This is a genomic window from Micromonospora sp. S4605 (genome assembly GCF_003176715.1).
GTDB lineage: Bacteria > Actinomycetota > Actinomycetes > Mycobacteriales > Micromonosporaceae > Micromonospora > Micromonospora echinaurantiaca.
On record NZ_QGSW01000180.1, the window covers coordinates 57938 to 75114 of the forward strand.

Genomic DNA, 17177 nt, shown 5'->3' on the forward strand with positions numbered 1-17177 from the left:
TAGGGTTCGATCACAGCGCCGTGCTCACGGTGACCGCGTCCGGACCGGGCGTGGCGGCCACGGCCGGTGCCGACAGGGAGGAGCACGATGCGAAGCAGGAGAACCTGGTGGCGGGCGGCGGTGGTGGTCGTGGCGACCACCGCCGTCGGCCTGCCCGCGGCCACCGCGACGGCCCAGCCGGCGGCCGAGCGCCTCGGGCCGGTCATCGAGGACGGGGTGACCCAGCCGGTGTTCGGGTACGACGACGCGATCCGCGAGCGGGTCTTCGTCACCTCCGACGTGGACACCGACGCCGACGGCGCGGCCGACGTGGTGGCGATGGACATCATCCGGCCCCGGGCCAGCGACGACGGCCTGCGCGTCCCGGTGGTGATGGACGCCAGCCCGTACTACTCCACCGTCTGCCGCGGCAACGAGGGGGAGTGCAAGGGCGACCTGGACGGGGACGGCCTGAACGACCAGTGGCCGCTCTTCTACGACAACTACTTCGTGCCGCGCGGGTACGCGGTGGTGCTGCTGGACATGATCGGCACCAACAACTCGACCGGCTGCCCGGTCACCGGCGGGCACGCCGACAACGTCAGCGCGCCGACCGCGATCGACTGGCTCAACGGCCGCCGGCCGGGCCGGGACGCCGCCGGGCGCGAGGTCGTCGCCGACTGGCACAACGGCCGCACCGGCATGATCGGCAAGTCGTACGACGGCACCCTCGCGAACGCGGCCGCCGCCAGCGGCGTGGCCGGGCTGAGCACCATCGTGCCGATCTCCGCCATCTCCAGCTGGTACGACTACTCGCGCAGCGGCGGCCTGGTCACCCGGGCCAACAACTACTCCGGCAGCCTGGCCAACACGGTCACCAACCCGGCCCGGCGGGCGTACTGCGCGCCGGTGCGGGAGCGCCTCGGCGAGCAGGTCGACGACGCCACCGGCGACTACAACGACTTCTGGGCCGAGCGGGACTACGTCCCGCACGCCGGCCAGGTGAACGCCAGCGTCTTCGTGGTGCACGGCATCAACGACAACAACGTCCGGCCGGACCACTTCAGCACCTGGTGGAACGCGCTGGCCGAGCGGAACGTGCCGCGCAAGCTGTGGCTGACCGGCACCGGGCACGTCGACCCGTTCGACTTCCGCCGGGGCGAATGGGTGGACACCCTGCACCAGTGGTTCGACCACTGGCTGCACGGCATCGACAACGGCATCATGGCCGAGCCGATGGTCGACATCGAGCGGGCACCGGACGTCTGGGAGACGCACTCCGACTGGCCGCTGCCGGCCGCCCAGTCGACCCAGGTGTTCCTCCAGCCCGGCGCGGACGGGGCGGCCGGCAGGCTGTCGGTGCGTCCGCACCCCGGCAACGCGCGGGTCAGCTTCCAGGACACCCCGTCGATGAGCCAGACCAACGCCATCCGGCACCCGTCGGACCCGCAGGCGAACACCGAGAACCGGCTGGTGTTCCTGTCCCGGCCACTGCTGGCGCCGCTGCACGTCTCCGGCTCGCCGATCGTCAAGATCAACGCATCGGTCGACGACGTGGACACCAGCTTCGCCGGGCTGCTCGTCGACTACGGGACCCGACCCCGGTTCAGCACCTCCGGCGACGGCATCCGCACCCTCGCCACGGAGGACTGCTGGGGCGGCACGGCCACCTGGGGCGGGCACGCCGAGGAGGCCTGCTACCGGCAGACCGAGAAGACGGTGGCCAGCAACCCGCAGGAACTGGTCACCAAGGGCATCCTCGACGGGCTCAACCTCGACTCGCTGAGCGTGTCGACGCCGCTGGTGCCGGGGGAGAAAAACGCCGTCGACGTGCGGCTGCTGCCCGAGGACTACGTCTTCGAGGCCGGCCACCAGATCGGCGTGGTGCTGCTCGGCTCGTACTCCGGCTACAGCAGCCGGGCCAAGCAGAACCAGGCCGAGATCACCGTGCACTTCGACCGCAGCCGGATCGAGCTGCCGGTGGTCGGCGGCCGCGACGCCGCCGTCGCCGCCGGCCTGTAGCTGATCCACGGGCGGGGCGCCGGCACCGGCGCCCCGCCCGCGCTCGGCGGCGGTCGGTCGGCGGTCCCGCGGCGGCCGGGGCCGCTCAGCCCCCGGGCCGGTAGCGGCCGGTGAGCCGGCCCAGCTTCAGCGCCAGGTGCAGGCAGAGCCGCTCGTTGCCGTCCTTCAGGTCGGTCTCGGCGAGCTCCTCGATCCGCTGCAACCGGTAGTAGAGGGTGGTGCGGTGCAGCCGCAACTGCTCGGCGGTGGCGTGCGCGTTGCCGGCCAGGTCCAGATAGCGCTCCAGGGTCTCCAGCAGCACCGGGTTCGACTGCTCACGCAGCAGCCGCTCCAGCCCGGGGTGCACGTCGGAGATGTCCGGCTGCTGGCCGTCCAGCCGGGACAGCACCCGGTAGATGCCCAACCCGGACCAGGAGACCACCCGGCCCAGCGCGGGCAGCCGTACGCCCACCCGGGCCGAGCGCAGCGCCTCCCCGTACGACCCGACGGCGTCGGCCAGCCCGGCGCGGGCCTGGCCGATCCCCACCACCGTGCGCTCGACGGCGCTCAGCCCGCGGGTGGCCTGCCGCAGGTTGTCGTCGAGGAGCTTCGCGGCGGCCTCGGGGGAGGGACGCCCGGCGAACCGGCCGCCGCAGAGCAGCAGCACCCCGTGGTCGTCGCGAACCACGTGCAGCGCCTCCCGGGTGCCGATCCACCGGCGGGTGGTCACCAGCGCCTGCTCCAACGCCAGCCGGGCCACCTCGTCGGGCGGCTGGCCGGAGGTCACCAGCTGCGCGACGAGCGCGGTGGCCGGGCCGTCGCCGGCGATCAGGCCGGCCTCCCGCAGCGCCCGCACCGACCGGTCGCGGGTCGCCGCGCTGTCGGCGAGCAGCGTACGCGCCACCTCGGTCTCCCGCTGCGAGGCCAGCTCGCCGAGCAGGTTCTCCCGGTACAGCGCCAGGGACAGCTCACTGACCAGGCCGGTCGCCTCGAGGTCGGTGTCGGCCATGGTGCCGTCCGGGTCGATGAACCAGACGAAGCCGAGCAGCAGGTCCTGGTGGCGGATGGGCACGCACACCCGGGGCAGCAGGTCGAGTTCCGCCGACGCCGGGGTGCGCACCGGCTCCCGGGCCTCCATGATGCCGACGTCACGGAACCAGGCCATCACCTCCGGCGTGGTCTGCCGGCGCAGGATGGACGCCTTGCGCACGTCGTCCATCACGCCGGTGTGCTCGCTGTAGACCACGACCCGCTGCCGCCGGTCCTCGATCAACGCCGGGCGGCCGGCGTGGGCGGCGAGTGCGTCGACGATGCGTTGCAGCTCACCCTGCATGTGCTCCTCCGGTCGCCCGGACCGCGCCGCCGGCATCCCGGACGGGCGGGTGGCCGGGTAGTGCGTCCTGCCTGCTGTCTCGGATTCTTCCCCCGCTCGGACGGTGACCAAAAGCTGATCATGCCCCTGTCCGATGAGCGCGCCCGGGCGTCGATCGCGTTACGCCCGGTCCAACCCGCGGGACGACGGGGCCGGGGTTTGACGACGTGCCGCAGCCCGGCGTTGAAGTCCTGCGTGGACGGACCTAGGCTGTGCCGACCCGGCAGTGACGACTTCGAGGAGCCCCGGTGACCGACGTGTCGAGCCCCAGCGGCGGTGCGGCCAGCGCCCTGGACACCAGCGTCCCGCACTCGGCCCGACTGTGGAACTACCTGCTGGGCGGCAAGGACAACTTCGCCGCCGACCGGGAGGCCGCCGAGCAGGTGCTCGCGTTCCTGCCGGAGCTGGTGCAGTCCGCCCGCTTCAACCGGGAGTTCCTCGGCCGGGCGGTGCGTCACCTCGCCGGCGAGGCCGGCGTCCGGCAGTTCCTCGACATCGGCACCGGCCTGCCCACGGCGAACAACACCCACCAGGTCGCCCAGGCCGTCGCCCCGGCTTCCCGGGTCGTCTACGTCGACAACGACCCGATGGTGCTGGTGCACGCCCGCGCGCTGCTGACCAGCAGCCCCGAGGGCGCTACCGACTACATCGAGGCCGACCTGCGCGACCCGGAGACCATCCTCGAGCAGGCCCGGCGCACCCTCGACTTCACCCAGCCGGTGGCCATCATGCTGCTGGGTATCCTGAACTTCGTGGTCGACGACGCCGAGGCGACCGCGGTCGTCCGCCGCCTGGTGGACGCGGTGCCCGCCGGCAGCTACCTGGTCATCTCCCACCCGACCCGGGAGGTCAGCCCGGAGGCCGTGGACCGGGCGGTTCAGATGTGGAACACCGGCGGCGCCGCGCCGATGTGCGTCCGCACCCCGGAGCAGATCCTCCGGTTCTTCGACGGGTTGGACGTGCTCGAACCGGGGCTGGTCACCTGTTCGCAGTGGCGCCCGGACGGCAACGACACCACGCCCACCTCCGAGTACAGCGCGGTCGCCCGCAAGGGCTGAGCTGCGGTTGGCGTGTGGCCCGCCGTGACGGGCTTTGGGCGGTCAGGCTTGGTATTTGCGTCGGGGGTTTGCTTGCGGTGGGTGGTTGCGGTTGGGGTGTGGCCCGCCGTGACCGGCTTCGGGCGGTCAGGCTTGATCAGTGCGCCGGTCACGGCGGGCCACACCCTCGCCGTGGTCCGGTCCGTCCGCGTGGTCACGGTGGGCGCCAGGGTTGTTGTGGGTCCGGGTCCGTTCGTGACTGCCGAGGCGGGCGCCGGTTTGCACGTCCCGCCCGGCGGGATCGGCGGCTGGCTGGCGGGCTGATCGGTTCGGGCGTGTCGCCAGGGCCTGGGCATGTTGTCCGGGAGGTTGATACCTCTGAGTCATCAGTATGCCGCTGAGGTATCCCGCTCGTTCGTGGGTGACCCCCAAACCGGTCGTGATCCAATCGGGCGCTCTCCGCCGGTGGGGGATGGAACCTCAGGGGGGTCGAGCCATCCGGACATTGCACGCATCGGGGCCGCAGCCGCAGGGTGTTCGGGGGCCTGCGCAGTCCCGGCGACGTGGCGGTATCGGATCCGTCCGGATGGCCCCCTATCGGCGACACGGTGTCGATCATCCCGTCCGCCCTCGGGGATGGGCGTACTCGATGTCGCCAGCTGTAGTGAATGTCCGGTTTGGGGCTGTGACCGGCGGCATCCGGGTGGCGGAATTGGGGCCGGGTCGGGGGCGTTACATCATGCGGACGATCGAGCAAGGGCACGCCGCCGCGCACAGCCGGCCCGGGCCTGGCCCGGCGGAATGATGGCGGGCGGCGGTCGTTACATCCCCCGACGGTCGCAGTACCGGTCCCCACCGGCCGAGCCAGTGTGGGTCCGGGTCCCCCGGAATGCTGGCGGGCCAGCGGTCGTTACACACAGTCCGGCACCGCGCAGGGCACCCCCGCCCGCTGGTTCTGCTGGGCATCTGGCACCGGCCAGGGCATCCCCCGCCCCGGTGAGAGTGCCGAGTGTGTCGAGTGGTTCTTTCCCCTGAGTCTTTTGAGCGCCTGATGGTGCTTGCGCTGCTGTGGCCCGTCCCCCTTGGGTTTGGTGGCGTCATCCCCCGAAGGAGCTTTGTGATGAACACGATCATGCGTAAGAGCGTTCTGGGTATTGCTGGTCTGGCTTTCGCCGGTGGCATCTTCGCTGGCCCCGCCATGCACGCTGACACCACCTCGGTTGAGGCCGTGAAGCCGGTCGCCGTGACCGTGCAGGCTGACAAGCCGGACATGGGCAAGCTGGTTCCGCATGGTGTGCAGGGTGAGCAGTCGCGCATCGACCTCAACGATGAGCAGGTGGAGAACGTGAAGGCGATCATCGCGGCGACGAAGAAGTCCGACATGGACGAGCGGGCCGCCGTGGTGGCGATCGCCACCAGCCTGCAGGAGTCGAAGCTGGAGAACCTGGGTCACCTGGGTGAGCGCAACGACCACGACTCGCAGGGCCTGTTCCAGCAGCGCCCGTCGAGCGGTTGGGGCACGGTGGAGCAGATCACCGACCCCGAGTACTCGACCAAGGCGTTCCTGAAGGGCCTCAAGCAGGTCGACGGCTGGCAGGACATGCCGCTGACCAAGGCCGCCCAGACGGTGCAGGTGTCGGCCTACCCGTTCCACTACGCCCAGTGGGAGCAGCAGGCCGCCGACCTCGTCGCCGAGCACTGGAACAGCTGACAACCAACCGAACACTCGCAGGACTGACTTTCCTCATAGGGGGACTGCTGGCCGACACCCGAACCGGGTGTCGGCCAGCAGCACATCCACCGACCGCAGGGCCGGCACCCACCACGGGTGCCAGCCCTGCGGCGTTCCGGACCTGGGCCGGCACCCGATCGCGGGCACTGGCCTGCGTGGGGGTGCCGGCCAGTGCGTCTTTGTCGGCCCGGAGTCCGCGCGCCCTGAGCCGGGCGGGAGTGTCGGGGGGTCGGGTTAGCGTGCCGGGGTGAGTGCTCCCGCCGACGTCCCGCCCGAGTTCCTCGACCGGCTGCGCCCGATCTGCCGCGGCCTGCCCGATGCCTACGAGGAACCGGCCTGGGTGGGCATCCGGTGGCGGGTCCGCAAGCGCACCTTCGCCCACGTGCTCATCGTCGACCCGGACCATCAGATGGCGTACGCGCGAGCCGCCGCCACCGACGAGCCGACGTGCGTGCTGACGTTCCGGGCGCCGGTCGACGAGGTGCACGCCCTCGTCGCCGGCGGCTTCCCCTTCTACAAGCCCGACTGGGGCGCCGACGTGCTGGGCATGGTCCTCGACGGCGGCGTCGAGTGGGACGAGGTCGGCGAGCTGCTCACGGAGAGTTACTGTCGCCTTGCCCCGAAGAAGCTGGCCGCCCAGGTGGCCCGCCCCACCGCGGCGGACCGGTGACCGGGCACTGACCGGGCGGCTCAGCCGCCTCTGCGCCGCCTGCCGCGGGCCGGGCGCGACGGTGGTCGGTCGCCCGGCGCTCACCGCTGTGGCACGGGTGCCGGCGGCTGTGGGCCGAAGTGCACTCCGGTGATCTTCCCGCCGCTCGGCAGGAGGATGGACAGCATCCGCTGCCGCGCCTCCAGCCCCGGATCCCGGATGAACCACAGGTGGTAGTGCGAGTTCGCGGGGATGTTCTCGAAGTCGCCGAGCGCGTGCTGCAGGTACAACCGCGCGGTGGCCTGCTGCTGGGCGGCGGTCTGCAGGTGGATGTCGTCGGACTTCAACTCCAGGAAGCCCGGTACGTCGCCGATCCTCCAGTGGCCGTCGAGGTTGGACCGCCCGGTCAGCCAGGTGTTGGTCCGCGCGCCGAGGAACCACATGGTCTGCTGCTGGATGGGCAGCGGGCCGAGGAAGACGTGTTCGGCGAGGCGGCCCCGCATCCGGTTCGCCAACACGGTCAGCTCCGGGATGCGGATCTGCCCGTCGCCCATCAGGCTCTCGAACGTGTCGATGATGCCGAGCCGGGTCGACGGCACGTACCGGTCGAATGCGCCGGACTCGGCGACCTCGATGATCTGCCGGCAGTCGGTCATCACGGCGCGCTGTTCCGGGGTCAGGTCGGGGTGGTGCCGGGCGACCTCGGCGGCGAGCGCATGCCAGCTGGGATGGCTGCGGTCGATACCGAGATTGCCCGGCGTGATGATGCGGCCGTGCCTTCGCAGCGGCGGGATCAACTCCAACTCCCGGCGCAGCTTGTCGCCGGTCCGGTCGATCAGCCGCTCGATCAGTGCCGGCCGGTCCGCCTCCGGGGTCTGCTCCAGCAGCGCCTCGGCCCGCAGCAGCACGTCGTCGATCCCGACGGTGCCCAGGCCGCGCAGCCGCAGCACGAGCCGCGGACCCCACCGCCGGCCGAACGCGATCGATGCCGGGTGCGACGCCAGGCCGTACAGGTGCGGGGTCCGGGACTGGATCTTTCCGACACTGCCCAGCTCCGGGTGCGCGAGCAGGCTCAGGAAGGCCTCCCGGCCCTTGGCCGCCTGGGCGAGCATGTTCGCCGCCTTCTCCGGGTTGTAGGCGGCCCGGAGCAGGTCCAGCCCGACGGTGGCGGCGCCGGGCAGCACCACCGGCTCGGGCGGCGACCCGGGGCGCTGGCCCAGCTCGGGCACGTGGGCCAGCCGCTCAGCCGGCGCTGGTCGCGCCGGCAGGGCGCCCTCGGGCAGCAGGAGCAGCCGCCGGCCGCCGGTGCCCTGGACCAGCACGGCGTCCGGGGTCTCGGTGGGCTTGCGGGTGGCGGGTGGGTAGGCGGTGTCGAGCACCGCCCGGCCGTCCTCGCTGTAGGCCACCAGGCCGGGCAGTAGTCCCTCGAAGGTCGGTACGGCGTCCGGCCAGGTCAGCGTCGCGCTGATGCCCGCCTCGGCCAGCCGTAGCTCGATCTCGCCCTTGGCCGCGGCGAGCCGGCGCTGGGCGGCGTCGCGTTGCGGTCCCGCGGTCATCTCGTCGACGAGCTTGACCAGTCCGTTCCAGACCTTGGCGGCGCGACCGGCCCAGGCCTGGAACTGCTCCGGGGTGGCGGTGCCGTCGCGTACCGCGGCGAAGTCCGCGGCGACCTGGGCGCGTTCGGCCTCCAGTGCCTGCAGCCGCAGCTCGGCGTCCGCGCTGAGCCCGCCGCGGGCGTCGCCGAGCCGGTCGATGAACCTCGTCGCGAGCAGGCCACCGATCATGATCGTGCCGGTGGTGGCCGCCTGCGTCACGGCGGCCACCACGCTGTCCCGCAGGCTGCGCAGCTCGCCGGTTTTGACCAGGTGCTGCACCTCGCCGAAGCCGAAGGTGGTGATCTGCTCGACGGCCAGCCGGGCGGCCTGCTCGGCCCGGTCGCCGGAGCGGGCGATGGCCTTGAAGATGTCGCCGGAGCCGAAGAGCACGACGCGGACGACCGCGGTCTGCAACGCCTGCCAGGCGAGGTCCTCCTGGAACGACGATCCGGTGATGGACTGTGGCCCGAGCAGCAGCTCGGATCCGCTGCGTGCGACGAGCGTCTCCCACATCAGCCGGGTGGTGACCACGCCGGCCGAGACGAGGAGGGTGCCGAAGACGGTGGTGGTGTCGACGACGGCGGCCAGCGCCACGCCGGCGGCGGCGCCCACCGCGCCGGCGGTGATGGCGGTGGCGACGCCGATCGCTACGGCGGCGGCGACCGCCTTGGCCGTGCGGTGCAGCTCGACGGTGTCGGTGAGCTCCTTGAAGTCCTCCCGGTATTGCGGCCGTCCGGTGACCGTGGCCAGTACGGCGCGGGCCAGCCGCTCCGCGTCCGCCGCCTCGACGTACTTGCCCTGCTTGTGCAGGAGGATGCTCTGCTCGATGTGGGTGAGCGCCACGGCGAGTTCGATCACGTAGCCGTCCGCCCGGTCGGCGGCGTCGCTGGGCAGCAGCGGTTGGTCGGCGAGCCAGGACAGCTGTTCACGGACGACCAGGAGCTGCACCGCCAGGCTGATCGCGCTCAATCGCTGGCTGAACCGCAGGTACGGCTGCATGTAGTCGTGGAACGGGTAGTCGCGCACGCTCTGCAGGTCGGTCAGCAGCCGCTTGCGCAGGAACCAGTCCTGGCCCGGGTTGGTCATGGCGACGCCGGTCTCGGAGTCGGCGGCCCGTTCGGGCAGTGCGTCGGACTCCCGCTCGGCCCGCAGCGCGACCAGGTCGGCGACCTGGTCCGTCAGCTGCCGGATGGTGGCCTCCAGGCCCATGTAGCTGTGCAGGTAGAGCAGTGGCATCCGGGTCGAGAAGGCGTTCATCAGCCGGTCGCCCTCGTTCTGCTGGGCCTCGATCCGGTACGCCGGCGCGGCGTCCAGCGCTGCGGCGATGGCGGCGCAGTACGCCCGCCGGGCCTGCGTCAGCAGCCCGCACAGCTCCGGCGCGAACGGGGGCAGGTAACGGGTGGGTCGGTTCAGGTCGGCCAGCTGGCGCAGGGTCGGCCCGAGCGTCACCACCATCACCCAGGCCAGTTCGACGCCGCGTACCCGCCGGGCCATCGTGGCGGCCGACGGTGCTGGCGCGTCGGCGGGTGGGTTCGCCCAGGCGTACAGACGCCCGCGCACCGGGCGCAGCTCCAGCGCGTCCGGCACCAGCTCGTCCACGGCGGCGTACAGCTCGGTGCGGAGCAGGTCGTGCGGCACCCGGGTGGTCACTGGCTGGCTGGCCGCCATTTGTTCGGGCCGTCGTGTTCCCACGCTGTCGAGGACGGCTTGCCGCACGCCCGGTTCGCTCACGGTCTGGGTCATCTGCTCCCGCCCCCGCCGGCGCGGCGGGCCGCGTCCGGACATGTCCGATCGTTCGGTGTGCTCCCGGCGGTCGTCGGCGCCGGGTTGGCGCGGGCGGGTGACCGGGTCGCCGGTCACCCGCCCGGCTGGTTCAGTAGGTGACCCGGACGCCCATTTCGGCCCAGGTGAGCCGGCCGACGATGCCGTCGTCGGTGAGCCCTCGCATCTGCTGGTACCAGCGGACCCCCGACTCGGTCTTCGCGTCGAACCGGTCGCCCGGCGGGCCGCAGCGGCGGGTGCCGATGAACCGCTTGACGTACGCGACGTCCTCGCCGGTGCTGCCGGCGCGGATGGTGCGGGAGCCGGGCGCCCGGCCGGGTCCCGGCTTGGGGGCCGGCGGCTTGGTGGCGGCGCGCAGCGCGGCGAGGGTCTTCGGCCCGACCACCGCGTCGACGGCCAGCTTGCGTGATGTCTGGAAGGACCGGACCCAGGCCGTGGTCCGGGGGCCGAACACCCCGTCGGCGGCCAGCCCGGCGCCGAGGCGGTTGGCGAGGGTCTGCAGCTCCCGCACGTCGCTGCCCTTGCAGCCGGCCTTCAGCGTGCGGTCGCCCAGCTTGGACACGCGGGCGGTGGCGATGCCCCACGGCCGCAGGCTGTCTTCCAGGGCGCGGGAGTGGCTCACGCTGACGTGCAGGTGCTTGGTGTGCGGGTTCGACCCGGTGTAGCGGGCGGCGCGGAAGCTGCGGGTGCGGCTCCAGATGGTCCGGTTGAAGATGACGTACTGGGTGGACGGGTGCGCGATGCACTGCCGGACCACCAGCAGCGGGTCGATCCCGTCGATGTCGAAGTCGGCGGCGTTGACCGAGCGGTCGTCGCCGTCCGGGTTGTGGTCGGACTTGCGGGCCTGGTGCGCTGCGTCGCCGATCCACCCGTCGGAGGCCTTGTCCCGGTGCGGCCAGCGGGTGTTGATCTCCTCCCGCAGTACGCGGAGCGTGGGGGCCAGGTGTACGCCCATGGTCACTCCTCCTCTTCCAGCGCGGCCAGCAGGTCGACGTCGACGTCGTCGCCGATCAGGGCCTCCGGGTCGTCGTCCTCTTCCAGTGTGGCCACCAGGTACTCGGCGTCGATGCTGGCGGTTTCCATCAGTGGTCCCCCCTTCCGGTCGTCGCCGGCCGACCCGTGCGTCCTGCTGTGCCCGGTTCGGGCCGGGGCGCGGCGGACGGCCGTCGGGTGACTGGCGTCGTGGGCAAACCTTCGGGAGCAGGGCGGCACACCGGCAAGAGATGAGTCGCGTTTCCGCAGCAGGACTGCCCGACCGGCGGGCGCAGGTCGCCGATCGATGGCCCGCCTCCGGCGTTTTCTCCATCCGATCCGGCGTTCGATTGATCGAACAGTCAACACTTGTCCAATGTGACTGGTTGACCGGGGTCAACCAGTTGGCCGGCCGGACCGGCCCAACGGTGGACGAGCGCTGCCGCTTCGGTCCGTTCCTCCGACGGCACGGGCTGTAACGTCCGAAGGGCGACAGAGATCGCCGCTCGATCGTCCGTAGCCTCCCGGCAACTCCCGCGCCGAACCTGTTCGGAGAGGCGGGAAACCGAGGGGGGACAATGGATTCGCGTGAACGGCGCGCCGACAACGGCCGCCGGGTGGACGAGTCGTGACCGCGGTCGCGGAAGCGGTGGCGGCAGGGCAGCTAGTCGCCGACCACCCCGGCGCTACGCCACCCATGACCTACAACGTGCTGCTGCGGGTACCTGCCGGCTCGGCCGCCGGCACCCCGACCACGGTGGCCGGCACGCTGTGGAACACCGTCGGCGGCCGCCGCACGCCCACGCAGCGGCCCACGCTCTCGCTGTTCCTGGGCCCCGGCGCGACGCTGCGCGGCATCGCGTACTGGCTGCGCAAGACCGTCAAGCCGGCCGGGGCGCCGGACGCCACGCCGTACGACGAGATGCGGCTGGCCCGGGCACTGTGGGCATGGAACCAGAACTACCTGACCGCGCTCGGTGGCCCGGCCGCCTGGCGGACCGGACTGTGGCTGCCGGTGCCGGTGGAGATCGCGGCCGACGGCGCGCAGTGGGTCACCGACTGGGACACCGTTGCCGGCTGGGCCGACGCCCTCCCGGCTGGCCTCGGCATCTCGCTGGACCAGCCCGCCCAGCACCTGCCGCTGCCCGACCCGGCCGCGCTGACCAGCGAGGTGGCCGCCGGGCTGGCCGGCCGGGACCTCGACGAGGTGGCCGACGTGATCGAGCGAGACCTGGTTGGCAACCCGTTCGAGGCGGTGTTCCGGATCGTCGAGATCCTCCGCCAGGTGCGCGCCGACGACCCGGACGACGCCGTCGAGCTGGCCGCCACCCTGGTAGGTGGGCTGAGCGCCGGAGAGCTGGAGATGCTGGCCGGCGTGACGGCCGGGCACGCGCTGCTGCGTCGACTGTGGGCGCTGGTCGGCCCCGCCGACGGCGGTGACGCCGAGGACGCCCGGGAGGCCCTCGGGCCGGCGCTCGGGCTGACCCGCACCGGCTCGGGAGCGTGGCAGCCGCCGGACGTGATCGGTCCGACGGTGGTCCCCGACGAGCTGCCCCCGGTCCCGCCGGCGCCGCTGGTGAAGGGGAAGAAGCCGGCCCCGCAGGGCCTGCGGTCGCCCTGGAAGGATCCCACCGAGAACCCCGGCGGCCGGCACACCATGGTGCTCGGCCGGGACCTGTGCATCGGCACCACCGCCAGCCACGTCCAGGAGAACAAGACCGTGTGGACCGGCCCGGCCTACGCGGGTCGGCTGGACCCGGCCGCGTTCATCCGCGCGCAGGCCGCCACGATCGGCCTCGACGCGCCGCACGAGCAGGCCCGGCTGCGGATCGTCGAGCTGATCGCCCCGAACGAGGGCCAGCTCGACGGGTCCCGGAGCGCCGACAAGGCCACCATCTCCACCGGCATCCAGCAGTGGTCGGCGCACTCCAACCACGAGCTTCCGGTGCTGCTGGCCCGGTTCAAACGGGCCGCGCCCGACCACTACGACCTCTTCTTCGGCATGTACGGACTCGACGTCGAGCCGTGGTGGCGGGGCGCCGACGGCAAGGAGGCCAGGGCCGAGGTCGCCGACCCGGTACAGGTGCGGGCCGCCAACCCGGAGGCGTTCGCCGCGGACGGGACGCCGCACCAGGGCAAGGACTACGCGCCGCGGTACGCGACCCTGTTCGAGATCCCGCCCGGCGGTGGCCGCCGCCGCCTGCCCGAGCCGCCGGAAGAGCCCGACGCGGTCCTGCCCCGGCATGACTTCTTCGGCGCCACGGCGCAGGGCAAGGTGTTCACCATCGGGCCGGAGTGGTGCGGCCGGGTCCGGCTCGCCGCGTTGTGCTCGGTGCCGTACGACCTGGTTCAGGTGTGGACGGCGGTGTGGCGCTTCGAGCGGCTGGCCCGCCAGCCGCTGGGCAAGGCGAAGCTGCTCGTCCGGGGCCGGCAGTACCGGATCCGGGACTTCGTCACTTCCGAGTTCGCCGCGGCGCTGGTGATCGACCAGCACATCAACGCGCCGAACGCGGTGACCACGGCGATCGACCGGGCGGTCGCCCGTACCGAGCAGACGATCGCGCGGATGGCCGAGCCGACGCGGACCGAGCTGCGGCCCTTCGACGAGGGCGCCTCCGGCCCGTTGCGCGCGCCGTGGCTGCGGCTGTTCCAGATCAACTACCTCAACGAGCGGAACCTCAACGGCAAGGACGAGCGGGACCTGCGGATCCTGCGCCTGCACGACCAGTTCGACAAGACCAACAACTGGGTCGGGCTCGATCCCGAGCCTGGGAGCTTCGCGGGGTGGGTGGGTCCATGATCAACGTTGACGGCATTCCCGCCGAGGTCGAGGACCTCGGCATCGCACTGGGCCTGCTGGCCCCGTCCGGCGGCGGCGTCCGGCTGGTGGAGGAGTTCTTCGCCGACCCGTGGACCCGGGTCGGCAAGCTGGTCGCCAACGACGTGCAGCGCGCGGCGCTGGTTCGCGCGATCGAGGGCCTGCTGCCCGCCGCCCGGCCGCGCTTCCCCGCCGACCCGGCCGGCCAGCCCGGCCGGGTCGCCCGGCACGTGCCGCTGCTGGAGGAGGGCGGCAAGGGGCAGGTCTACCTGGTCGTCGAACGCACCGGGGTGGCCGCGTCCGCCCCGCTGACCCTGGCGATCGCGGCCGAGGCCGGGCCGGTCGCCGGCGGCCCCGCCGTCACCGCGCGGCTGGACCTGCTGGTGGCCAACGGCGGCACGGTCACCCCGGTCGCGGCCAGCCGGAACCACCCGATCCGGCTGCGGGCCCGGGCGCCGCTCGGTGACACCGGGGCCAGCGTGGAGGCCGCCGTCCTGCTGGTCGCCCCGCCGGACGAGGAGCTGAGCCGGGTCACCGTGACCGTGCGTGGCCTGCCCGGCACCACCGAGCCGCTGGTGTTGGACCCGGCCGCCGACAGTTCGCAGCTCGCCCTGCTGGTCACCGCGCTGCTGCGGTACGTGCTGGCCGAGGTGGGCGACGGCGTACCCGGGCCGGTGCACCTGGTCGCGGCGAACCTGCCCGGCCTGCTGGGCCTGACGCCCGGCCTGGTGCCGCTGCCGCTGGGCGACCTCGCCGGCGACCCCGCCGCGTTCCGGTCCTGGCTGGCCGCGCTGGTCGCCGCCCGCACCCCGGACGGCGCGCCCGGCCTGGTCGGCTGGCTGGACTCGATCGCCGGCCTGCTCGGCGCCGACCCGTCCAAGCGCACCGACCTGCCCACCGAGGCCGATCCGCTGGTCATTCCCGTGCTCGCCGGCCCGCCGTCGGTGGACCTCACGGTGGCCGTCCGCACCGACCCGGCCACCGGCGCGTCCGCCCTCGTGGTCGGCGCCCGGGTCGGCTACCCCGGTGGCGCGCTCGACGCGACCGTCCGCGGCGACGCCGTACTGCTGGTGATGCCGCTGAGCGGGTCGACCCCGGTCACCCTCTTCGAACGCCTCGACGTGCTGGTCGCCGCGCCCGCCAACGGCGGACGGCTCTACCCGGCCGCCGGCGAGCCGGCCGGCGCCGTCCAGGTCGGCGGGCTGCGCGCGGGGCTGCGCTACCTCGCCGCCACCGGCGCGATCACGCCGGTGCTGGAGCTGCGCGACGTCGCCGTCGCGATCGGCGACGAGCCGCACCACCTGGACCTGGTCGACCTGACCGACGCCCGGTCGCTGACCTCGGCCGCGCAGTCGCTGCTGGAGGAGGCGATCGAGACCGGGCTCGGCCCCGCCGCCGGCCCGGTGGCCGCGCTGCGGCACCTGCTCGGACTGGGCACCACCCCCGGCGTCGACCTCGGGCTGCTGACCACCGCGCCGACCCGCGCGCTGGCCGCCTACTACCGGCAGCTGCGCCAGGACCCCGACGGCTGGCCCGGCGTGCTGCGCGAGGTGGCCCGGCTCGCCGGCACCGCGACCCCGGTGGTCACCGGCACCGGCACCCCGGCCGACCCGTGGCGGGTCCCGGTGGCCGCCCTCGCCGCGGCCGAGGGCGCGCCGGTGGCCCTGGAGCTGGTCCTGTGGGACTCCGGCACCGCCGCCGCGCCCGTCGTCGAGCTCGGCCTCGCCCTGCGCGGCGGCGCCCACCTCGACCCCGCCCTGCCGTGGCGGGTGGACGTCCGCGCCGCGCTGGCCAGCATCCCGCTCGACGGGGCGACCGGCCCGGCCTGGCTCGCCGGGGTCACCGCCACCGCCGCCTTCGAGCCACCGGCCCTGGCCGTCGGCGCGCCGGTGCGGGTCTCCACCGACGGCATCCGGGTCGACGTCACCTGGTCGCTCGGGTCGCCGGTACGGGTCGCCGCGACCGTCGGCGACCTCGCCGTCACCGTCGACGGGGTGGCCCACGTGCTGGGTGACCTCACCCTGCCGCCGGCCGGCCCGATCGACCCGGCCCTGCCCGACCTGGGCCTCGGCGTCGACCCGACCGCCCTCTGGGGTGCCGCCCGCGGCCTGCTCGCCCGGGTCGCCGAGTCCTGGGCCGGTCCGACCGCCCGCGACCTGCTGGCGCTGGTCGGCATCGCCGGACCGGGCACCACCGGCCCGCTGGCCGGCCTGCCACCGCTGCTGCCGCCCGACCCCGCCGACCTGTCGTCGCTGCTGGCCGATCCCGCCGCCGCGGTCCGCCGCTGGCTGGCCGACCTGGCCCGCGACGAGGACGCCCGCACCACCGACGGGACGCCGTACCTGGTCGTGCTGCTGCGACTGCTGCAGGCCGCGCTGACCGACCGGCTGCCCGCCCTGCCCGGGCAGGACCTGCCACAGGTCGACCTGCCGGTCACCGGCGGCGGCACCCCGTCGGCGCCCTGGCGGGTGCCGGTCCAGCACACCGGCGAGGACGCGGTCGAGGTGCTCGCCTGGCTGGAACCCCAGGGACCGCCCGCGCAGTGGGCGATCGCGCCGCTGGCCGACCGGTACGCCGCCGACGAGGCGGACACCGAACCGGTCACCGGCGCCGACGCGGACACCGAACCGGTGCCGGTCACCGGCGCCGACGTGCTCGCCGCGGCCGAGGTCGTCGGGGCGTACCGGCCGGAGATCGGTGACCTGCTCGACGGGGTGGACGCCGGCCACGCGGCGGCGGCGCTCGGCGCGCTGGCCGGGATGCTCACCGACGGGGACGGACTGGTGCCCGCCGGCACCCCGCTGCCGCCCGAGCCCGGCTGGCGCGCGGGCACCCCCGTCGCCGCCACCCACGACACCCTCACCGGCTCGCCGGCGGTCATCAGCCAGCTGCGCGCGGAGATCGCCGCCCGCACCGCGGCCGCCGGCGACGACTGGGCGGTGCTGCTGCTCGCGCCGCCGCTGGCCGGCTCGCGGCCCTGGGCCGAGCTGCTCGGCGACGTCCCGCCCGACCAGGTCGCCACCGTGGACCTGCGGGTGCCGGGCACCCCGCCACACCTGGTCGACCTCGGCACCCTGCCGGCCGCCCGCTGGTACGTGGTGGACCTCGCCGACGACGGCACGCTGCTGCCGCTGGACGCGCCACAGGTGGCCGACGGTGACCAGTCCGAGCACCTGCGCGGGGACCGCCGCGGTGAGCTGCCGGGCGACCAGACCCAGGTACGAGTGCCCGACGAGCAGC

10 protein-coding genes are annotated in these 17177 nt (G+C 73.5%); 6 read left to right on the plus strand and 4 right to left on the minus strand.

Annotated features, from left to right (window positions below):
* Nucleotides 1-87 precede the first annotated feature (87 nt).
* Entirely contained in the window at nucleotides 88-2001 is a 1914-nt protein-coding gene (locus tag DLJ47_RS14495) for a Xaa-Pro dipeptidyl-peptidase (RefSeq protein ID WP_109900547.1), read from the plus strand.
* 85 nt (nucleotides 2002-2086) lie between these two features.
* On the opposite strand, the gene DLJ47_RS14500 is transcribed toward DLJ47_RS14495, so the two are convergent.
* A complete protein-coding gene (locus DLJ47_RS14500; protein WP_158289818.1) occupies nucleotides 2087-3313 on the minus strand; it encodes a PucR family transcriptional regulator in 1227 nt (408 codons plus the stop codon).
* A 287-nt stretch (nucleotides 3314-3600) separates the two neighbouring features.
* On the opposite strand from DLJ47_RS14500, the gene DLJ47_RS14505 reads away from it, so the two are divergent.
* The 3 genes from DLJ47_RS14505 (at nucleotide 3601) to DLJ47_RS14520 (ending at nucleotide 6791) form a co-directional block, all read left to right on the plus strand.
* Nucleotides 3601-4410 (plus strand): SAM-dependent methyltransferase, encoded by an 810-nt coding sequence (locus tag DLJ47_RS14505; protein ID WP_109900549.1) that lies wholly within the window; start codon nucleotides 3601-3603, stop codon nucleotides 4408-4410.
* Nucleotides 4411-5509: 1099 nt separating this feature from the next.
* Nucleotides 5510-6100, plus strand: coding sequence for a hypothetical protein (locus tag DLJ47_RS14515; protein WP_109900551.1), 591 nt, complete (start codon nucleotides 5510-5512; stop codon nucleotides 6098-6100).
* Nucleotides 6101-6368: 268 nt separating this feature from the next.
* Nucleotides 6369-6791 (plus strand): MmcQ/YjbR family DNA-binding protein, encoded by a 423-nt coding sequence (locus DLJ47_RS14520; RefSeq protein ID WP_109900552.1) that lies wholly within the window; start codon nucleotides 6369-6371, stop codon nucleotides 6789-6791.
* A gap of 80 nt (nucleotides 6792-6871) precedes the next feature.
* Here the strand turns inward: DLJ47_RS14520 and DLJ47_RS35735 are convergent, their stop codons facing one another.
* The 3 genes from DLJ47_RS35735 to DLJ47_RS37490 all read right to left on the minus strand — a co-directional run bounded on the left by DLJ47_RS35735 (nucleotide 6872) and on the right by DLJ47_RS37490 (nucleotide 11230).
* Nucleotides 6872-10108: a hypothetical protein gene (locus tag DLJ47_RS35735; protein WP_158289819.1), complete on the minus strand. Its 3237-nt coding sequence runs from the start codon at nucleotides 10106-10108 to the stop codon at nucleotides 6872-6874.
* 130 nt (nucleotides 10109-10238) lie between these two features.
* Nucleotides 10239-11102 carry a peptidoglycan-binding domain-containing protein gene (locus DLJ47_RS14530; protein WP_109900553.1) on the minus strand — a complete coding sequence of 288 codons (864 nt, stop codon included), beginning with the start codon at nucleotides 11100-11102 and terminating at the stop codon, nucleotides 10239-10241.
* A gap of 2 nt (nucleotides 11103-11104) precedes the next feature.
* Nucleotides 11105-11230 (minus strand): hypothetical protein, encoded by a 126-nt coding sequence (locus DLJ47_RS37490; protein ID WP_255562311.1) that lies wholly within the window; start codon nucleotides 11228-11230, stop codon nucleotides 11105-11107.
* A 586-nt stretch (nucleotides 11231-11816) separates the two neighbouring features.
* Here DLJ47_RS37490 and DLJ47_RS14535 point away from each other — a divergent pair.
* Both DLJ47_RS14535 and DLJ47_RS14540 read left to right on the plus strand, forming a co-directional pair.
* A complete protein-coding gene (locus DLJ47_RS14535; protein WP_109900554.1) occupies nucleotides 11817-13919 on the plus strand; it encodes a hypothetical protein in 2103 nt (700 codons plus the stop codon).
* The coding region (locus DLJ47_RS14540; RefSeq protein ID WP_146228091.1) for a hypothetical protein at nucleotides 13916-17177 on the plus strand (3262 nt) is incomplete at its 3' end. The genes DLJ47_RS14535 and DLJ47_RS14540, both read left to right, overlap by 4 nt.

What these genes read in the sequence shown, in the direction of transcription:
- DLJ47_RS14530 (WP_109900553.1), bottom strand. Translation starts at nt 11,102, where the DNA reads ATGGGCGTACACCTGGCCCCCACGCTCCGCGTACTGCGGGAGGAGATC.
- DLJ47_RS37490 (WP_255562311.1), bottom strand. Translation starts at nt 11,230, where the DNA reads ATGGAAACCGCCAGCATCGACGCCGAGTACCTGGTGGCCACACTGGAA.
- DLJ47_RS14495 (WP_109900547.1), top strand. Translation starts at nt 88, where the DNA reads ATGCGAAGCAGGAGAACCTGGTGGCGGGCGGCGGTGGTGGTCGTGGCG.
- DLJ47_RS35735 (WP_158289819.1), bottom strand. Translation starts at nt 10,108, where the DNA reads ATGACCCAGACCGTGAGCGAACCGGGCGTGCGGCAAGCCGTCCTCGAC.
- DLJ47_RS14515 (WP_109900551.1), top strand. Translation starts at nt 5,510, where the DNA reads ATGAACACGATCATGCGTAAGAGCGTTCTGGGTATTGCTGGTCTGGCT.
- DLJ47_RS14535 (WP_109900554.1), top strand. Translation starts at nt 11,817, where the DNA reads ATGACCTACAACGTGCTGCTGCGGGTACCTGCCGGCTCGGCCGCCGGC.
- DLJ47_RS14500 (WP_158289818.1), bottom strand. Translation starts at nt 3,313, where the DNA reads ATGCAGGGTGAGCTGCAACGCATCGTCGACGCACTCGCCGCCCACGCC.